The organism is Rhizobium sp. 05L419, from assembly GCF_056397845.1.
Window position 1 is genome coordinate 104,126 of record NZ_JBFTOF010000011.1, and the last position, 18,442, is coordinate 122,567.

Sequence of the window (18,442 nt, forward strand, 5' to 3'; positions counted from 1 at the left end):
CCCGAAATGTGCATCAAAACAGTGCTTGCCCAATCGATTTTTGTTTGCGCCGCTGATATAGACCATCGCAAACTGTCACGAAAGGCCCTGTCTGCAACTCATCGGGCCTGCAAAAAACTTTGTGAAGAGGGTGGAATAGTCGTGCTTGGCAAGGTCTCGCGTCTTATCGTTTCTGCATCGGTCGCCGTTGTTCTGGTCGGCTGCAACTCTCTCGGCATGGGTGGCGGGGAGAACAAGGCTGCAGCGCCGGCCCAGTCCGACGGCACGGCGCAGATCATGCCGCTGGCGCCCGCCAATCCCTCTTCGAGCAACCCTGCCATCGGCACGGCGACGACAGCGTCGGGGGCCACCGCCCCGGTCGTGCAGGGCGCGTGCCCGCAGATCTACATGAAGGATGCCGAGGCGGTCTTCAAGAGCTTTGCCGGCGGCGCCAGGACAGGCGACCCGGAGAAGCTGGCCTACCAGGCTTCAATCGCGAATTACACGCGCCAGTGCACGCTGAACGAAACGAACCTGACGATGACGGTGGTGGCGCAATTGCGTGTCCTCGCCGGACCGGCCGGCAATTCCGGTAAGGTGACGCTGCCCGTTCGCATCACCGTTCTCGACGGCGAGGATGCGCTGTATTCGGAAGTCACCAACTTCCCGGCCGAGGTTTCGTCGACCGCTGCGACGCAAGTGCTGTTCCGCAAGGACGGCATCAAGCTGCCGGTCGGCTCAGGCGCTCTCGTTCGCGTCAACATCGGCTTTGATCAAGGCGCGCCGAAAGGCGACAAGAAGAAGAAGTAAGTTCGGCACCCTTCCTTGTACCCTGGCGTTACGGTGCTTCCAACCAGCTGTGGGAAAGAGGACCAGGTGAAGATCGGCATCGTCGTGAATCCGGCCTCCGGCCGGCGTGGACGAAAGTTGTTCTGGTCGATGCTGAGGCGTGCTTTGGTGATACGGCGCGCCGACATCAGCTTGCGCGAGACCGAGGGGTTCGGCGACGCCGAGCGTTTCGGGCGCGAGCTGGCGGAGGGCGGCTCCCATCTCGTGGTTGCAGTCGGTGGCGATGGCACCATCGGTGAGGTGGCAGGCGGCGTTTTGAAGTCAAGCCGCCCCGAAACGGCATTCGCCTTCATTGCGACCGGCACGGGCTGCGACTTTGCGCGCAATTTCGACATGCCGCAGAACCCCGAAAAGCTCGCCGAGCATCTGACATCACCGGCGATCCGTCAGATAGATGCCGGTCTGCTGACATGCAGCGACGAGGATGGCGACAATCTCGCGCGGCACTTCGCCAACGTTGCGAGCTTTGGCGTCTCGGGACAGATCGTTCGCGCAGTCAACGCCGCGCGCAGGCATCGGCAATTGTCGGGGCGTATGGTCTTCTTGTACCACAGCGTGCTGCAGATCCTGCGCTACAAGCCCTGCAGCATCCGTCTCCGGCTCGATGGCAAGGATGTCTACGAGGGGCCGATCACAACGGTCGCGGTCGCCAACGGCGCCTGGTTCGGCGGTGGAATGAAGGTGGCGCCCGATGCGGATGTAGCCGATGGCTGGTTCGACGTCGTCATCATTCGCGCCGCGCCGAGGCTGAAGATCCTCACGCTGATGAACAGCATATACAGCGGCGGCCACCTCAAGAGCCCGCTCGTCAGCGTTCACAGGGCCAAGTGCGTCGAAGCGTGGCCGATCGGCAAGGCAGTCGCGTTGATCGACAGCGATGGCGAGGCACCGGGGCAGCTCCCGGCTCGCTTCGAGGTGCTCGCGGGCGCTTTGTCGCTCAGGCTCTGATCAGAAAGCGCCTTCCCATTCGGCGAGCGCTGCAACGACGCCCGGCAGGTCGCTCATGCGCGAGATGACCGTCTCGGCCCCTGCGTCCGTCAGCGTGTCCGCGTGCGAAGGGTAGGTATGCGATGCGCCGGTGAAGCCGATGACGCGCATGCCGGCCGCACGCGCTGCATGGATGCCGTGAACGGAATCCTCGACGACCACGGCCCGGGAAGGCGATACGGCCATCTGCTTTGCGCCATGCAGGAAGATGTCCGGCTTCGGCTTGACGCGATCGGCACCGAGATCCTTGGCTGAGAAGATGTGTGGCGCAAACAGCGGCTTGAGGCCGACCTTGCCGAGCATCATGTCGAGGCGCTTGCTGCTGGAGTTGGAGCAGACGCAACGCTTAAGGTTCAGCCGAGACAGAGCCGATTGAACGCCGGCGATGGCTTGCACGTCCTGCTCCAGACGCAGGTCGAGCAGTTGTTCAGACTTGTCGAGCAAGGATGCCGAAATCGGAATGCTTGCCTCGCGCTCGACCTGGAAAAGAATGTTCTCCCAGGTCATGCCGGAGAAGCGCTCGCCCATTTCCTCGACGCTGATCGGATAGCCCGCTTCCGTCAGAAGCATGGATTCGACTTGCGCCGCGATGATTTCGGAATCGACGAGAACGCCGTCGCAGTCGAAAATGATGAGGTCGAAGCCGTCCATGTTATCAAGCCTTGTTTGGGATCATGCCGCTTTACATGATGGTTGGCATAAGCTCAACCGGCTGCGCGACATGGCTGGATTGCGTGGTGCGGGCGGCTTTGTCGCTTTCCTGCGGGAATTGCCGGCCGTGCGCCGCCGTTCTAGCCTCGACAAGCCAATTCCGGCTCTCTAATGGATGAGCATGGGCAAAGAACCTGAAGACACAATCGCAAGCCGCATCAGTCGCGTTCTCGCCGACCGCATCGTTCACGGCGAGCTGCCGGCCGGGTTGCGTCTTCGCCAGGATCATATCGCCGAGGAGTTCGGCACCAGCCACGTGCCGGTGCGCGAGGCCTTCCGGCGGCTGGAGGCGCAGGGCCTGGCGATCAGCGAGCCGCGCCGAGGTGTGCGCGTCGCATCCTTCGACCTGAAGGAGGTACGCGAGGTGGCAGAAATGCGCGCTGCGCTTGAAGTGCTGGCATTGCGCCATGCCGCCCAGCACCTGACGCCCGCCATCCTCGATGCCGCTGAGGAAGCCACGCGCGATGGCGATGCGGCCGCGGATGTCCAGGCCTGGGAGGACGCCAATCGACGCTTCCATCGCCTGATCCTCGCACCCTGCAGCATGAGCCGCTTACTTGCCTCGATCGATGATCTTCATGCGGCAAGTGCCCGCTTTCTCTTTTCCGCCTGGCGTTCGGGCTGGGAAAAGCGCACGGACCACGATCACCGCGCCATCCTGCTGGCACTGCGGCAGGGCAGGGTAGAGGAGGCCGCCTCCACGCTCGAGAGGCACGTGCAATGGATCGGCCGTGCGCCGCAGTCCGCTCAAAAGGGCACAGGCGCCCGCGAGGCATTTGCCATCGTCGGCTGATCGCCTGCGCAGCGAAGAGCCGCGGAAGTCAGGCTTCCCCCGATGTTGCAGGCAGCGACCGGCCCGACGGCTGCAGCGGAAAGAGCGACAGAAATTGCCGCTCGCCGTCTGGAGAGAATATCACCGACCGGCTTCCTGCCGTGCGCCGGGCCCAGCCCTTGTCGAGGAAATTAAAAAGCAGGGCCTTACCGAGGCTGCCTGCCAGGTGCGCCCGCCGCTCACTCCAGTCGAGACAGGAGCGGCAGAGCGGACGGCGCGACGATTTGAGATCGCCGACATCGATGCCGATGCATTGCAGCTCGCTCTCGCCTTGCTGGGTAATGGCCAGACCGTCACCGACCGCATCGATCGCGCCCCTGGCGATCAGGCTGTCCAGCATCCGCACGCCGTAATCGCCGGCGAGATGATCGTAGCAGATCCTTGCCTTGCGCAGCGCCGGCTCCTTCGGGCCTGGCCGGTGGCGCAGCTGCCCCCGCCCGGCCGCAAAGCCCATGATGCTTTCCAGCAGCTTGCCGACGCCGTCATCCGCGAGCGTGAAGTAGCGGTGGCGGCCTTGCTTGCGCTGGGCTAGCAATTGGCCGGCTTGGAGCTTGGCGAGGTGCGTGCTCGCCGTCTGCACGGTGATGCCGCCGGCCGCCGCGAGCTCGGTTGCCGTCAATGCCTTGCCGTCCATCAGTGCGGTCAGCATGTTGGCGCGGGCGGGGTCGCCGATGAGTGCTCCGATCTGGGCGATGTCAGGTCCTTCTTTCATACTTCGATCGTAACCGAAGCATTGTCGTCCGGCAACATGCGAAACGGTCTCACAGTACAAGGAGTTCTTTCATTGGAGACAAAGATGCTAACCTGCTTCATCCGCTACGACATCGACCCGTTCAGGAAGGAGGAATTTGCCGAATACGCCCGCAATTGGGGCCAGGCTATCCCGCGCAACGGTGCCGACCTGATCGGCTATTTCGCCCCGCACGAGGGTTCGGCAACCACGGCCTACGGCGTCTACAACATCGAAAGCCTCGCCGCCTACGAGGCCTACCGCGCGCGGCTCGCCGCCGACCCGCTCGGCAAGGAAAACTACGAATTTGCCAGGCGCGAACGCTTCATTCTGAAAGAGGACCGCATCTTCCTGAAGAACGTCTCCCTCCCTCACGCAAAGCAGGTCGCGCCATGATCGCCGTCATCTTCGAAGTGCTGCCCTACATGGGTGAACGCCACACCTATCTCGATCTTGCGGGCGAATTGCGCGCCGAACTGGACAAGATCGATGGCTTCATCTCGATCGAGCGCTTCGAGAGCCTGACGACGCGCGGCAAGCTGCTCTCGCTGTCGTTCTGGCGCGACGAGGAGGCCGTCAAGGCATGGCGCAACCTCGAAGTTCACCGCGCCGCCCAGGCCGCCGGCCGCAACGGCGTCTTCGCGGACTACCGCCTGCGCATCGGCCACATCGTTCGCGACTACGGAATGAACGAGCGTGCCGAAGCACCCACTGACAGCCGCCGGGTGCATGATGCCGCCTAAAGCAATTCCGGCAAAAGTGCGTAGCGTTTTTGCGTCCGGAACTGCATAAAAACAAAGGGCTAGAGTGTTTTCGCGATTCGAAGAGATCGCGAAAATGATCTAGGCGCAGGAAAAACGCGCGCACAGATCGTCGATGGCGGTCCGCAGACGCTGGATCTCATCGATGATGACGTCCGACAGGATCTTGTCGGAAAGGCCATGTATTCGTGGCGTAGGGCGTTTCCGATCGCCTGTACCTGCGGCCATGGGATGTCCCGCCGCCGCAGCGATCATATGCTTTCGGGCAGCGCTCGGCTTGCTTTGGATATGATCTCGATCGCACGTTGCAGCGTATGTCGAAGAAGCCAATCATTCTGGTAGTCCGCAAAGGTCTTTCCCAAAACAGCGCGCTCGATGCCTTCGATCGCCTCCGCATGTCATCGAGCACGTGCCTGATTTCGCGTGGCGTCAGAAAACCTGCAACGCCGATTTCTCGATCTTGGTTTTTAGGCGCGGATGCAGGCTCGTCACGCGTCGTGAGGTCTGGCTGAGGCGTCGAGCTTTTCCGCGAGCATCCGTTTGATACTGATCAGATCGAAGGCGTTAAACTGACTCTCGAGGTAATAGTCGATGAAAAATCGATATCGCTTGCCTGTTGGGCTTCGTTGCGGGCGACCGAACCGAAGAGATAAAGCGAGGTCGCACCGAGCGCGCGGGCGGCTTCGGCGGTGCTCTTCAGACGTTCGACCGCTTCGCTTTTTTCATGGCTTCTCTCTTGAGCATCTCGCCAAAGTTTTCCACGCAGCGATTATTTTCCTAAAATCGCTCCGTAATTCAGGCTTTGGTAACCAAACTGAGTAACCATAACAGACAGTAAAAAGCGTAATATGTATGAGCGAGTTTCCAGATGGCGTCAGTATTTCCGCTTGCCGATCTCAAGGCCTCCGCAAAGCCGGGTTCCTGGATCKACACGATCATCAAGGGCGATTGCGTTGCTGCGCTTGAAGCCTTGCCGACCCACTCCGTAGACGTCATTTTCGCCGATCCACCGTATAACCTTCAGCTTGGCGGCACGCTGCACCGCCCTGACCAGTCGCTGGTCGATGCTGTCGATGACGAGTGGGATCAGTTTGCCTCCTTCGAAGCCTATGATGCGTTCACGCGGGCCTGGCTGCTGGCCTGCCGCCGCGTCCTCAAGCCGACTGGCACGCTGTGGGTCATCGGTTCCTATCACAACATCTTCCGCGTCGGCGCCACGCTGCAGGATCTGAACTTCTGGATCCTCAACGACATTGTCTGGCGCAAGACCAACCCGATGCCCAACTTCAAGGGCCGCCGCTTTCAGAACGCCCACGAGACGATGATCTGGGCAAGCCCGAACGCCAAGGCCAAGGGCTACACCTTCAATTACGATGCGATGAAGGCTGCCAACGACGACGTGCAGATGCGCTCCGACTGGCTGTTCCCGATCTGCAGCGGCAACGAGCGCCTGAAGGGCGATGACGGCAAGAAGGTGCATCCGACCCAGAAGCCGGAAGCGCTGCTGGCCCGTGTCATCATGGCGTCCTCCAAGCCCGGCGACATCATCCTCGACCCGTTCTTCGGCTCGGGCACGACAGGTGCCGTCGCCAAGCGCCTCGGCCGCCACTTCGTCGGCATCGAGCGCGAGCAGGACTACATCGACGCGGCGTCCGCCCGCATCGAAGCGGTGGAGCCGCTCGGCAAGGCGGAACTGACCGTCATGACCGGCAAGAAGCAGGAAGTGCGGGTGGCGTTCAATGTGCTGGTCGAAAGCGGCCTGATCAAGCCCGGCCAGGTGCTGACCGATGCCAGGCGCCGCCACAGCGCGATCGTGCGCGCCGATGGTACTGTCGCCTCCGGCGGCGAGGCGGGTTCAATTCATCGCCTTGGGGCCAAGGTCCAGGGTCTTGATGCATGCAACGGATGGACATTCTGGCATTTCGACGACGGGAAATCCCTGCGCCCGATCGACGATTTGCGGTCCGTGATCCGCAGTGATCTGGCGAAGGCGGAGTGACCCACGTTTAAGCCTGATCGAGACTGCCTTCTTCCGGTTTTTGTACCTCCAGTTGCGGAAGAAGGAAAAGGCGCCCGGGGATCAACACCCCGGGCGTCTTCATTTTTTGCGGGCAAGGCAGCGGTTTTTGAAGTGGGCTTTGCTTCTAGCGCTGAAGCAACGCCATCCGCTCTTCGTCCTCGTCGCGTTGATGACCGCCGATTGCCGCGGCCACGCTTGCGATGAAAGTACCGACAAAGAGCGACAAGGCACCAAGCAGGGCAACAGCCGATGCGCCCTTGCGAGCCGTATCTGCGGCCTGCTTCGCTGCCACCTTGGCGTCGTCGATACGCTTCTGCACGGCATCGACCCGGGCCTTGGCATCCGCTTCCGCAAGACCCGTGCGCGATGCGACCACCCGGTTCAAATAGGTCCTTTCGTCGGCCGAAAGTTCACCCGCGGCAACACCGTTCAAGAGGATGCGCGATACCTCCGCGCTGGCGCCCTCATTGCTCTGGCTGGCAGGTGCGCTTTGGTTTGCAGGTGAAGCCGAATTTGCAGGGCGCAGGAGCGCGTCCGTGAAGTGGGCCGGAGAAAAAGCGCTGCTGCTGTCACTGGGTCGTTGCAGCGCCTGCAGCGCCGACCGCACCAACTGCCGTCGCCGTTGCCCGCGCACCGGTGCTGACGACCGCGGAGAGCGCCGAGCCGAGCAGCCCGGCCACCACGACCATCGCCAGCGCCCGGGCCAGAAAGCCGTGAGCGGTATCGCGGAAGAATATCTCGTAGGTATGGACACCGACCCATTTGGCCCACCGCCGCCCGGTCAGGTAACCGCCGCGCCGATACCCATTGCACCACGATCAGCCAGATCGCCGCCGAGGCCCCGACCGTGGCGAGAACTGCTGTCATGCGACCAGGGCGAGACCATCGTCAGGCCCAAGCCCGATCCGATCAGAACAGCAGGATAAGCGGAATCGGAATTCCGAGAAACCAAAGCGAGATACCTCTACCCATCGTAACCTCGGTCAGACGAGCTGACTTATCGTTTTGCTACAGACCGCGTCATTCGCGGCTCATCTCAAAACAGTCGAAGGCCCTCATTGTTCCTGACGCGACGCGTAATTTGCCGTTCGTGTCGCGCCAGGACGTTGGGTTTGCGGTCAGAAAGCCTGATAGTCGGTGACTTCGACATGGCTAACGCGACCATCCTCGTCGAAGGTGATCGTTTCCTCGCCCTCCCGGATCAGCGGCTTGCCGGACCGGCTGTGCGTTGCCCGAACCGACCACACGGCGCGGCCGGCCTTCGGGCTGACCTTCTCGACAAGCGTGTTGAAAGCCGTCTGGTCCGGATAGTCGTCGAAGTACTTCCGGAAGGCGACCATGATCGCGGCGCGCCCCGACAGGCTGCCCACCCCGTTCGAAACGTAGGTCGCATCCTCGGCGAAATAGGCTTCGATCGCTTCGAAATCGAGCGCGTCGATGGCAGCGTGAAAGCGGGTGATTTCCTCGACTGGATCGAACCCCATGCTCAGATCCTGACGCCGCGTGCGACAAGGTCGGCGCGCAGCGTGTCGGCGCCGGTAAACAGGACGGCATCCCAGCCGGCCGCCTTGGCGCCTTCGACGTTGGGCGCCGAGTCGTCGATGAAGACAGTCGCCGCGGGATTGAGATCGAAGCTCTTCGCGTGCGTTTCGTAGATCGCAATGTCGGGTTTGATGAGGCCGACATCGCCGGAGACGGTGACGCCGCGCGGCCTCGTCAGGAACGGGAAGCGGACCTGCGCCTCGCGAAACGTATCGGAGGCGAAGTTGGTCAGCATCGTCACGTCTTGGCCGTCCGCGATCAGTCCTTCCATGATCGCGACGCTGTCGTCGTAGGCGTGCGATACCATCTCGTGCCAGTGCTTGCGGAATGCGCGGATGTGCTCCTCGCGCGTCGGGTGAGCCTCGATCAGCAGCGCTTCCGCATCTGCCCAGCTGCGCCCGCGATCCTGCTCGATGTTCCAGTCATGCGTGCAGACGTTGTCGAAGAACCATTTGCGTTCGGCCTCGTCGGGAATGAGGTGGCTGAACGGAATATTCGGATCGTAGTGAATGAGAACTTTTCCAATATCGAACACGATATGATCAATGGGCATCTGTCAGTCCTTCGAGTGTTTGAACGCGCGTGGAATAGCCGTTGTGATCGCTTTTTTCATGACTGTCGGCAGCGCCTGGAAAACAAGATTTGTAACCGGCTCCCACCAACTGTTATCTGCTTGAATTCGCGAGGCGATCGCCACCCTGTAGATCGACAACCGAAGCTCGAAATGGGTGAAGACGTGGGTCACCGTCCCGCATGCTTCCCAGCCTGCCGGGAAGGGGGCTGCAGCCGCCGATGTCTCGCCGTCCAGGCGTGCGGTCCACCCTGATGTCGGCACCTCCGTCATGCCGCCGAGAAGGCCGCTTTCGATCCGCCGCCGCAGCAGGATCTCGCCGTCGGCCGTGACGGCGACGAAGGCCGCGCCGTAGCGGACGGGCTTCTCTTTCTTCGCAGCCTTGACCGGGAATTTCTCCGGATCGTGCAGCCGCAGCGCCTCGCATGCCCCCCTGAACGGACAGAGCGAACAGGCCGGACGCTTCGGCGTACAGATCGTCGCGCCGAGATCCATCATCGCCTGCGCGAAATCGCCCGGCCGGTCCTTGGGCGTCAGCAGTGCCACCTTCTGCTTCATCAGCGGCTTTGCCGCCGGTAGCGGCGCCGAGATGGCATAAAGGCGCGAGATCACGCGCTCGACATTGCCGTCCATCACCGCCGATTGCCGGTTGAAGGCGATCGCCGAGACCGCCGCGGCCGTATAGTCGCCGATACCCGGAAGCGCCTTTAGTCCTTCTTCCGTGTCAGGGAATACGCCATCATGGCCCCACGCCACCGCTTCCGCGCATTTCTTCAGATTGCGGGCGCGGGCGTAGTAGCCGAGGCCCGCCCAAGCCGCCATCACATCCTCGCTCGGCGCGTTCGCAAGGTCGCCCACGGTCGGCCAGCGGGCCAGGAAGCTGGCGAAATAGGGCTTCACCGCCGGCACCGTCGTCTGCTGCAGCATCACCTCGGAGAGCCACACGTGATAGGGTTCGGCCTTGATGCCGCGCGCCGCCATCGCAGGCGAGACGCGCCATGGCAGGTCGCGGTGGTGCCGGTCGTACCAGTCGAGGAGGGGCTTTGCGGCAGGCGCGTCGAGGGTCGTTGATGTCATCATTTGCCGTGCTGTGGGGAAGTGGCCTATACTTGGCGAAGCAATGCCGTCCGATCAAGGCAGCGGCGCCGAATGGTGGCGGCATCCGAAGGTTTCGATGAGTTATCCACGCAAAGATGTGAAGCAGATTTCCGAGCTGGCCAATGGCCTGATCGATCCAGTGCTCGCCCGCCGGGCCGGCATAAACACGGCGCTGCTCGGTTCGTGGGACGAAATCGCCGGCGAGGACTTCGCCGATTGCACCCGGCCGGAGAAGATTGCCTGGGCAAGAGGCAACGACGACGGCAGCTTCCGCCCCGGCGTGCTGACGATCGCATGCGAGGGCGCTCGCGCACTCTTCCTCACCCACGCCCAGGGCGAACTCATCCAGCGCATCAACGGTTTCTTCGGCTTCTCCGCCGTTCACCAGATCAGAATCGTCCAGAAACCCGTGTCGCAGGCTGCCAAGCGCTCCCGCACGCCGCAGCCTTTGAAGGGCGAGGCCGCGAAAAGGCTGGAGGGCATGATGGAAGGGATCGAGGGCGACAAGCTGCGCGACGCCATCCAGCGGCTGGGCACGGCGGTGCTGGGCAAGCGGTGATGTCTGCCGGTGAAAACGCGGCTGTAAGCAGGCACCCACGGCATTCGTCGCATCATGGTCACAATTCTTTGAAGGAAGTTGGCGAAGCGTGCCTTGTTCGCGGCCTCGCGTCGTTATATCGCACAGTTATGCCGTCACTCTCTTCTCATATGGGGAACTCATGCAGATGACTGAAATGCAACTGACGAAACGCCAGCTTCTGGGCGGCGTGGCTGCCGCGACGGCGAGCATGGCGATGTTCAGCGCCGCAAATGCGGCTGTCGAAATGCCAAAGGCCGACGGCGACGTCGATATGGCGGCCGTCCTGACCCCCGGTGCGCTGCCGGAAATGGCGCTCGGCCCGGAAAACGCACCCGTCAAGATCGTCGAATACATGTCGATGACCTGCCCGCACTGCGCGCATTTCCACACGACGACCTTCGACGAGATCAAGAAGAAGTATGTCGACACCGGCAAGGTTCGTTTCATCATCCGCGAATTCCCCTTCGATCCGCGCGCTGCCGCGGCCTTCATGCTGGCCCGTTGCAATGCCGCCAAGCCGGAAGAATTGAGCACCCCGGAACAGTATTTTCCGATGGTCTCGATGCTCTTCAAGCAGCAGGAGACCTGGGCCGCCGCCGACGATGGCCGCGCGGCGCTGCTTCAGATGTCCAAACTTGCTGGATTTACTGAGGATAGCTTCACGAAGTGCTTGACGAACCAGAAGCTGCTGGATGAAGTGAACGCGACGCGGGAACGGGGCTCCAAGGAGTTCGGCGTCAACGCCACGCCGACTTTCCTCATCAACGGAAAGCGCTATTCTGGAGACATGTCGGTTGACACCTTGTCGGCCCTTATCGACAGCCTGCTCTAAGTTGAACCGTTCCGGAATGACGGGCGGCGGCGGAAGCCGCGCGCCCGTTTTTTGCTTCAGGCGGCATGGGGCGGCCGCATGAAGTTCAACAAGCTTCGCGTCGTCGGCTTCAAATCATTCGTGGAGCCGACCGAATTCATCATCGAGCGCGGACTGACCGGCGTTGTCGGGCCGAACGGCTGCGGCAAGTCGAACCTTGTCGAAGCGCTGCGCTGGGTGATGGGCGAGAACTCCTACAAGAACATGCGTGCCTCCGGCATGGACGACGTGATCTTCTCGGGCTCCGGAAACCGTCCGGCGCGCAACACTGCCGAAGTCGCGCTCTACCTCGACAACTCTGAGCGCACCGCACCCGCTGCCTTCAACGACAGCGACGAGATCCAGGTGACCCGCCGCATCGAGCGCGAACAGGGATCGATCTATCGTATCAACGGCAAGGAAAGCCGTGCCAAGGATGTCCAGCTGCTATTTGCGGATGCCTCCACCGGCGCCCGTTCGCCGTCGATGGTCGGGCAGGGGCGCATCGGCGAGCTGATCTCGGCAAAGCCGCAGGCGCGCCGCCAGCTGCTGGAAGAGGCGGCCGGCATTTCCGGCCTGCATTCGCGCCGCCACGAGGCTGAGCTCCGGCTACGCGCCGCCGAAGGCAATCTAGAGCGGCTCGATGATGTCACCTCGCAGCTCGAGAGCCAGATCGAGAGCCTGAAGCGCCAGGCCCGGCAGGCAAGCCGCTTCAAGTCCCTTTCGGCCGATATCCGTGCCCGCGAGGCCATGCTGCTTCATATTCGCTGGGTGCAGGCCAAGGAGGCGGAAGCCGAGGCTGACAGCGCCCTCAATCAGGCGACGGTCGTCGTTGCCGAGAAGGCGCAGGCGCAGATGGAAGCGGCGAAGGCGCAGGGCATTGCAAGCCTGAAGCTGCCGGAACTGCGCGAGGGCGAGGCGCGCGCCGCTGCGGCGTTGCAGCGCCTGCAGATCGCCAAGACGCAGCTGGAGGAGGATGCAAACCGCATCCTGCGACGTCGCGACGAACTCACGCGTCGGCTTGCGCAGCTGACGGAAGATATCAGCCGCGAGGAGCGCCTGGTTGCCGACAATGCCACGATTTTGGCGCGCCTCGATGCCGAAGAGGCCGACATCGCTGAAGTCCTTGCCGATTCCGGCCGCTACGCGGAGGAAACGCGCGAGGCCTTCGAGGGAGCGGCCGCAGCGCTTGCCGAAAGCGAGCGTCTCTTTACTGCCGTGACGGCCGAGCGTGCCGAAGCGTCCGCCGGGCGCAATCAACTCGAACGCGCCATTCGCGATCTCTCCGAGCGCAGAATGCGGCTCGAGCGGCAAATGGACGAGGCGAACCGCGAGCTATCGACGATCGGCGAGAAGATTGCCACCCTGCCGGATCCGGACGAGAAGCGGGCCGTGGTCGAAGCGGGCGAGATCGCCGTGGCAGAGGCGGAAGCCGAGATCCAGGCCGTCGAACAGGCGCTTGCCGCGGCCCGGCAGACCGAAGCGATGTCACGCGCACCGGTGGATCAGGCGCGCTCCAGGCTGAACGCGCTCGAAACCGAAGCCCGCACCATTTCCCGCATGCTCGCCGCCGGCGCTGCCGCAGGTGAGTTCACTCCGGTCGCGGACGAGCTGCGTGTCGACCGCGGCTTCGAAACGGCCCTTGGCGCTGTCTTGGGAGACGATCTGGAATCCCCGCTCGATCCGAATGCCCCGGCACATTGGTCCGAGAACGGCGACGGGTCGGCTGACCCGGGCCTGCCGACCGGCGCCACCCCGCTCTTGGAGCATGTGCGCGCGCCGGCAGCCTTGATGCGCCGGCTGAAGCAGATCGGTCTGGTGTCGGATGCCGATGCGCTGACGCTTATGCACCAACTGAAGCCGGGCCAGCGGCTGGTGACCAGGAATGGCGCAGTCTACCGCTGGGACGGTCATGTCACCGGTGCAGATGCGCCGAGTGCGGCGGCCCTGCGGCTGGCTCAGAAGAATCGCCTTTCCGAACTCGAAAGTGAGGCAGCTTTCGCCCGCGATGTTCTGGTCGAGGCTGAAGAACAGCTTGCCGTGGCTGCCGAGGCGATCGGCGTCGAGGAGCGTCGCCTTGCCGATGCGCGCGATGCGGTCAGGCTTTCTGCGCGGCACCTGGCCGACGCCCGCGATGCGCTCACTGCCGCCGAACGCGCCTCCGGCGACCTTATCCGCCGCCGCGACGTCATTGCCGAGGCTGTCAGCCAGCTGCAGTCCCAGCTTGAGGACGTTGCCGTCCAGGAAGAGAATGCCCGCATCGAGCTCGACGACGCGCCTGACCTCTCGGCGATCGACGAGCGGCTGCGCTTGCAACAGGTTGATGTTGCGACCGATCGTGGTGCACTTGCCGAGGCCCGCGCTCGCCACGAAAGCCTGAACCGCGAGAACGAGGCGCGCCAGCGTCGCCTCATCGCGATCGGTCAGGAGCGAGACACGTGGCGCCAGCGTGCAGTCAGCGCCGAAGATCACATCGCCACCCTGCGCGCCCGCGAGGAAGAAGCCCGCGACGAAGCCGTCGAGCTGGAAATGGCCCCCGACGAATTCGACGACAAGCGCCGGGGGCTTCTGAACGAGCTGCAGAGGGCAGACGAAGCCCGCCGCCATGCGGCCGACCTGCTTGCGGAAGCCGAGCTTGTTCAACGCGATGCCGACCACAAGGCGGCAACGGCTCTCTCGGAGCTTGCCGAAAGCCGCGAGCGCCGGGGCCGGGCTGAAGAGCGGCTGGTTTCTGCCCGCGAGAAGCGGCAAGAGGGCGAGGCACGGATCCGCGAGGCGCTGAACGTCGCGCCGCACGAAGCCTTGCGCCTTGCCGGCCTGCAGGCCATGCAGGCGATGCCGGATCTGCGCGAAGTCGAGCGCGAGCTCGAACGGCTGAAAATAGAGCGCGAGCGCCTCGGCGCCGTCAACCTGCGCGCCGAGGAGGAGCAGAAGGAACTGAGCGACAAGCTCGAGGCCTTGGTCAGGGAGCGCGACGACGTGATCGACGCCATTCGCAAGTTGCGCGGCGCCATCCAGAGCCTCAATCGCGAAGGCCGCGAGCGCCTCATCGCCGCCTTCGACGTCGTCAACGGTCAGTTCCAGCGCCTCTTTACCCATCTCTTCGGCGGCGGTACGGCCGAACTGCAGCTGATCGAATCCGAAGATCCGCTGGAAGCGGGCCTCGAAATCCTGGCAAGACCGCCCGGCAAGAAGCCGCAGACTATGACGCTGCTTTCAGGCGGTGAGCAGGCGCTGACGGCGATGGCGCTGATCTTCGCCGTGTTCCTGACCAATCCGGCGCCGATCTGCGTGCTGGACGAAGTGGATGCGCCGCTCGACGACCACAATGTCGAGCGATACTGCAACCTGATGGACGAAATGGCCGCCTCGACGGAAACGCGATTCGTCATCATCACGCACAATCCAATCACCATGGCCCGCATGAACCGGCTTTTCGGCGTCACGATGGCCGAGCAGGGCGTGTCGCAGCTCGTATCCGTCGACCTCCAGACCGCCGAGCAATTGCGCGAAATCGCCTGACGCGACGAAACCCCAAAAAAAGTCGGCTTCAGTCGGCAGTATCACCCAATAAGGTGATGTCTTCGTACCAATCTTGTATTAGAACATCCACAGGTGCGGCTACCAAACCGCTCCGCCAGTTTTGTGTCGTGATTGCCGTGTGCACGTGTCGAGGCTTTTGCTCCTTTTCGTGCCGGCATGCTGAACCCCCCGTCCGGTTTTCCTGGCCGGACGGAAATAAGGCTTTGCGGGACTTTGTTGCGGTCCCGCAAAGCTTTATTCTCTTTCACACAATCAAAATCGATCCGCCGGCAACGGATATTGTGCGTCGCAACATTTTGGCCGCATTTGTCGATTTTCTTTTCAAGTCCAACGGATTAAGTTGATGCCGATTTGGGTTTGGGGGGAATATGACCAAGTGGGTCTACACATTCGGCAACGGGACGGCCGAAGGTCGTGCGCTTGACCGCGAGTTTTTGGGCGGCAAGGGTGCGAACCTCGCGGAAATGTGCAGCCTTGGTCTCCCTGTCCCCCCCGGCCTGACGATCGTCGCGGACGCGTGCGCTGCCTACTACGAAGGCGGGCGCAGGATTGGCGAAGAACCCAAAGCGCAGGTGCTTGCCGGCATTGGAGGCATCGAATCGATCACCGGGCGCCGCTTCGGCGCCGGCGAGCGGCCGCTGCTGCTGTCTGTGCGCTCCGGTGCGCGCGTGTCGATGCCTGGCATGATGGACACTGTGCTCAATCTCGGTCTCAATGACCAAACCGTGCAGGCGCTCGGCCACGATGCCGGTGATGCGCGTTTCGCCTGGGATAGCTATCGCCGTTTCATTCAGATGTATGCCGATGTCGTCATGGGAATCGACAACGATGTCTTCGAGGAAATCCTCGAGGACGAGAAAGCTCGGCTCGGCTACGAATACGATACGGAATTGACCGCCAGCGAATGGCAGCACGTCGTGTCGCTCTACAAGACCGCGATCGAGGAGGAGTTGGGCGAGGAATTCCCACAGGACCCGCAAGTGCAGCTCTGGGGCGCTGTCGGGGCCGTCTTCGCAAGCTGGATGAGCGCCCGCGCCATCACCTACCGGCATCTGCACAACATCCCCGAAGGCTGGGGCACGGCTGTCAATATTCAGGCCATGGTGTTCGGCAATCTCGGCAACGCATCTGCCACGGGCGTCGCCTTCACGCGCAACCCCTCGACCGGCGAGAAGTCGCTTTACGGAGAGTTCCTGGTCAATGCGCAGGGCGAGGACGTCGTTGCGGGCATACGCACGCCGCAAAGCATCACCGAGGAAGGACGCATCAGCTCCGGTTCCGACCGGCCTTCGATGGAAAAGCTGATGCCGGATGCCTTCAAGGAATTCTCGCTGATTTGCGCCAGGCTTGAAGCGCACTACCGCGACATGCAGGACATCGAGTTCACTATCGAACGCGGGACGCTCTGGATGCTGCAGACGCGCTCCGGCAAGCGCTCGACACGCGCGGCGATGAAGATCGCCGTCGACATGGTGGACGAGAAACTGATCACCGAGGAGGAAGCGGTGCTCCGCATCGAGCCGTCCTCGCTCGATCAGTTGCTGCACCCGACCATCGACCCGCGGGTTCCGCGCGAAGTGATCGGCACCGGCCTGCCGGCATCGCCGGGAGCGGCGACCGGTGAGATCGTCTTCACCGCCGAAGAGGCTGTCGTAGCGGAGGAGGAAGGACGCAAGGTCATCCTTTTGCGCGTCGAGACAAGCCCGGAAGATATTCATGGCATGCATGCGGCAGAAGGCATTTTGACGACGCGTGGCGGCATGACGAGCCATGCTGCCGTCGTCGCCCGCGGCATGGGCATTCCCTGCGTCGTCGGTGCCGGCACGATGCGTATCGACCCGCGCAACGAGCGCCTGATCGGATTGGGCGTCACGCTGAAAAAGGGTGACGTCATCACCATCGACGGGTCGGCCGGCCAGGTTCTGAAAGGCGAGGTTCAGATGATCCAGCCGGAGCTTTCGGGCGATTTCGGGCGGATCATGCAATGGGCCGACCGCGTTCGCCGCATGACGGTGCGCACCAATGCGGATACGCCTGCCGATGCCCGCGCAGCGCGCTCGTTCGGTGCCGAAGGCATTGGCCTGTGCCGCACCGAGCACATGTTCTTCGAGGGCGAGCGCATTCATGTTATGCGCGAGATGATCCTCGCCGAGGACGAGAAGGGTCGCCGCGCCGCTCTCGACAAGCTGCTGCCGATCCAGCGGCTGGATTTCACGGGCCTTTTCAATGTCATGCATGGATTGCCGGTGACGATCCGCCTGCTTGATCCGCCGCTCCACGAATTCCTGCCGAAGAGCGACGAGGAAATCGCCGATGTTGCCGCGGCGATGGGCATGGACGCGGCAGCGCTGCGCCAGCGCGTCGACGCGCTCCATGAATTCAACCCCATGCTCGGCCATCGCGGTTGCCGTCTCGCCATCTCCTATCCCGAGATCGTCGAGATGCAGGCCCGCGCCATTTTCGAGGCGGCGGTGGCTGCTGCCCATGAAACCGGTGCCGCCGTCGTTCCGGAGATCATGGTGCCGCTGGTCGGCCTTCGGTCGGAACTCGACTACGTCAAGGCGCGAATCGATGCCGTTGCCAGGGATGTGATGACGGAAGCCGGCATGCGGATCGACTATCTGGTCGGCACCATGATCGAGCTGCCGCGCGCGGCATTGCGGGCCCACGTCATTGCGGAGGCCGCGGAATTCTTCTCCTTCGGCACCAACGACCTGACGCAGACGACCTTCGGCATATCACGGGACGATGCGCAAGCCTTCATCCCGACCTATCAGCGCAAGGGCATCATCGAGCATGACCCTTTCATATCGCTGGACTTCGATGGCGTCGGAGAGTTGATCCGCATCGCAACCGAGCGCGGCAGGCGGACGCGCAACGATATGAAGCTCGGAATTTGCGGCGAACACGGCGGCGATCCCGCGTCCATTCAGTTTTGCGAGGAGATCGGGCTCGACTACGTGTCCTGTTCGCCGTTCCGCGTGCCGATCGCAAGGCTTGCGGCGGCTCAGGCAGTCATCCGCGCTGCTCAGCGATAGCGGCGATAGTAGGGGCGACCGTAATACGGTCCGCCATAATAGGGTCCGCCCAGGCTGTACGACATGTCCATCATGACCAAGTCGCTGTCGTAGCGCGCCCGCGCCTGTCGATCGAGATCGATGCGTTGTAGGCAGGTGGCGAATGCGTCGGTGCCGCGCTTGAAGCCGTAGCTCATGCATTGCCGCTGGTCTGCGGCACGGCGCTCCTCGGGCGACAGCGTCTGGCACGCGGATAACCCGATCGCAGTGGCGGCGAGGGCGAACGTTAGGGTGAGGATGCGCATCGACATATCTTTAAGCCATTGACCTTGTTCATCAGCAAAGGCCATTCGGGCTCGTGCGTCAATCGGA

Annotated in this window: 18 protein-coding genes and 1 pseudogene; 10 read left to right on the forward strand and 9 right to left on the reverse strand. The window is 62.7% G+C overall.

Features of this window, described 5'->3' with window-relative positions:
- Positions 1-141: 141 nt before the first annotated feature.
- Together AC1DMK_RS16055 and AC1DMK_RS16060 are read left to right on the forward strand one after the other, a co-directional pair.
- Positions 142-789: a hypothetical protein gene (locus AC1DMK_RS16055; protein WP_477860291.1), complete on the forward strand. Its 648-nt coding sequence runs from the start codon at positions 142-144 to the stop codon at positions 787-789.
- Between the two features lie 66 nt (positions 790-855).
- Positions 856-1,776: a diacylglycerol/lipid kinase family protein gene (locus tag AC1DMK_RS16060; RefSeq protein ID WP_477860293.1), complete on the forward strand. Its 921-nt coding sequence runs from the start codon at positions 856-858 to the stop codon at positions 1,774-1,776.
- On the opposite strand, the gene AC1DMK_RS16065 is transcribed toward AC1DMK_RS16060, so the two are convergent.
- A complete protein-coding gene (locus AC1DMK_RS16065) occupies positions 1,777-2,466 on the reverse strand; it encodes an HAD family hydrolase (protein WP_037059924.1) in 690 nt (229 codons plus the stop codon).
- 181 nt (positions 2,467-2,647) lie between these two features.
- Between AC1DMK_RS16065 and AC1DMK_RS16070 the strand changes: the two genes are divergently transcribed.
- Entirely contained in the window at positions 2,648-3,319 is a 672-nt protein-coding gene (locus AC1DMK_RS16070; RefSeq protein ID WP_037059927.1) for a GntR family transcriptional regulator, read from the forward strand.
- Positions 3,320-3,347: 28 nt separating this feature from the next.
- Here the strand turns inward: AC1DMK_RS16070 and AC1DMK_RS16075 are convergent, their stop codons facing one another.
- Entirely contained in the window at positions 3,348-4,070 is a 723-nt protein-coding gene (locus tag AC1DMK_RS16075; RefSeq protein WP_051973915.1) for an ArsR/SmtB family transcription factor, read from the reverse strand.
- A gap of 84 nt (positions 4,071-4,154) precedes the next feature.
- On the opposite strand from AC1DMK_RS16075, the gene AC1DMK_RS16080 reads away from it, so the two are divergent.
- Both AC1DMK_RS16080 and AC1DMK_RS16085 read left to right on the forward strand, forming a co-directional pair.
- Entirely contained in the window at positions 4,155-4,484 is a 330-nt protein-coding gene (locus tag AC1DMK_RS16080) for an NIPSNAP family protein (RefSeq protein ID WP_037059929.1), read from the forward strand.
- Positions 4,481-4,831 carry an antibiotic biosynthesis monooxygenase family protein gene (locus tag AC1DMK_RS16085; RefSeq protein ID WP_037059932.1) on the forward strand — a complete coding sequence of 117 codons (351 nt, stop codon included), beginning with the start codon at positions 4,481-4,483 and terminating at the stop codon, positions 4,829-4,831. The genes AC1DMK_RS16080 and AC1DMK_RS16085 overlap by 4 nt, the downstream gene beginning before the upstream one ends.
- Positions 4,832-4,930: 99 nt before the next feature.
- Here AC1DMK_RS16085 and AC1DMK_RS16090 read toward each other — a convergent pair whose 3' ends face one another.
- The gene (locus tag AC1DMK_RS16090) at positions 4,931-5,077 is read right to left on the reverse strand and encodes a hypothetical protein (protein ID WP_477860296.1); all 147 of its coding nucleotides are present in this window, start codon (positions 5,075-5,077) and stop codon (positions 4,931-4,933) included.
- 322 nt (positions 5,078-5,399) lie between these two features.
- Positions 5,400-5,615: a nucleotidyltransferase family protein gene (locus tag AC1DMK_RS16095; RefSeq protein WP_477860369.1), complete on the reverse strand. Its 216-nt coding sequence runs from the start codon at positions 5,613-5,615 to the stop codon at positions 5,400-5,402.
- A gap of 102 nt (positions 5,616-5,717) precedes the next feature.
- Between AC1DMK_RS16095 and AC1DMK_RS16100 the strand changes: the two genes are divergently transcribed.
- Positions 5,718-6,848, forward strand: a complete 1,131-nt coding sequence (locus tag AC1DMK_RS16100) for a DNA methyltransferase (protein ID WP_477860297.1) — start codon at positions 5,718-5,720, stop codon at positions 6,846-6,848.
- 145 nt (positions 6,849-6,993) lie between these two features.
- On the opposite strand, the pseudogene AC1DMK_RS16105 reads toward AC1DMK_RS16100, so the two are convergent.
- From AC1DMK_RS16105 to mutY, 4 genes and pseudogenes are all read right to left on the reverse strand, one after another.
- Positions 6,994-7,821 (reverse strand): annotated as a pseudogene (locus AC1DMK_RS16105) (hypothetical protein).
- Positions 7,822-7,987: 166 nt separating this feature from the next.
- Positions 7,988-8,353 (reverse strand): nuclear transport factor 2 family protein, encoded by a 366-nt coding sequence (locus AC1DMK_RS16110; protein ID WP_037059936.1) that lies wholly within the window; start codon positions 8,351-8,353, stop codon positions 7,988-7,990.
- Positions 8,354-8,355: 2 nt separating this feature from the next.
- A complete protein-coding gene (locus tag AC1DMK_RS16115) occupies positions 8,356-8,964 on the reverse strand; it encodes an HAD family hydrolase (RefSeq protein ID WP_477860299.1) in 609 nt (202 codons plus the stop codon).
- A gap of 3 nt (positions 8,965-8,967) precedes the next feature.
- Entirely contained in the window at positions 8,968-10,059 is a 1,092-nt protein-coding gene (gene mutY, locus AC1DMK_RS16120; protein ID WP_477860301.1) for an A/G-specific adenine glycosylase, read from the reverse strand.
- Positions 10,060-10,156: 97 nt separating this feature from the next.
- Here mutY and AC1DMK_RS16125 point away from each other — a divergent pair, with 97 nt between their 5' ends.
- The 4 genes from AC1DMK_RS16125 to ppdK all read left to right on the forward strand — a co-directional run bounded on the left by AC1DMK_RS16125 (position 10,157) and on the right by ppdK (position 18,091).
- Positions 10,157-10,639, forward strand: coding sequence for a DUF721 domain-containing protein (locus AC1DMK_RS16125; RefSeq protein ID WP_477860371.1), 483 nt, complete (start codon positions 10,157-10,159; stop codon positions 10,637-10,639).
- A gap of 160 nt (positions 10,640-10,799) precedes the next feature.
- Entirely contained in the window at positions 10,800-11,492 is a 693-nt protein-coding gene (locus AC1DMK_RS16130) for a DsbA family protein (protein WP_037059943.1), read from the forward strand.
- 78 nt (positions 11,493-11,570) lie between these two features.
- Positions 11,571-15,032 (forward strand): chromosome segregation SMC family protein, encoded by a 3,462-nt coding sequence (locus AC1DMK_RS16135; protein WP_477860303.1) that lies wholly within the window; start codon positions 11,571-11,573, stop codon positions 15,030-15,032.
- A gap of 389 nt (positions 15,033-15,421) precedes the next feature.
- On the forward strand, positions 15,422-18,091 hold the full coding sequence (ppdK, locus tag AC1DMK_RS16140) for a pyruvate, phosphate dikinase (RefSeq protein WP_477860305.1): 2,670 nt from the start codon (positions 15,422-15,424) through the stop codon (positions 18,089-18,091).
- Here ppdK and AC1DMK_RS16145 read toward each other — a convergent pair.
- On the reverse strand, positions 18,082-18,375 hold the full coding sequence (locus AC1DMK_RS16145; RefSeq protein ID WP_037060037.1) for a hypothetical protein: 294 nt from the start codon (positions 18,373-18,375) through the stop codon (positions 18,082-18,084). The two genes, ppdK and AC1DMK_RS16145, sit on opposite strands and share 10 nt — an antisense overlap.
- Between the last annotated feature and the right edge of the window lie 67 nt (positions 18,376-18,442).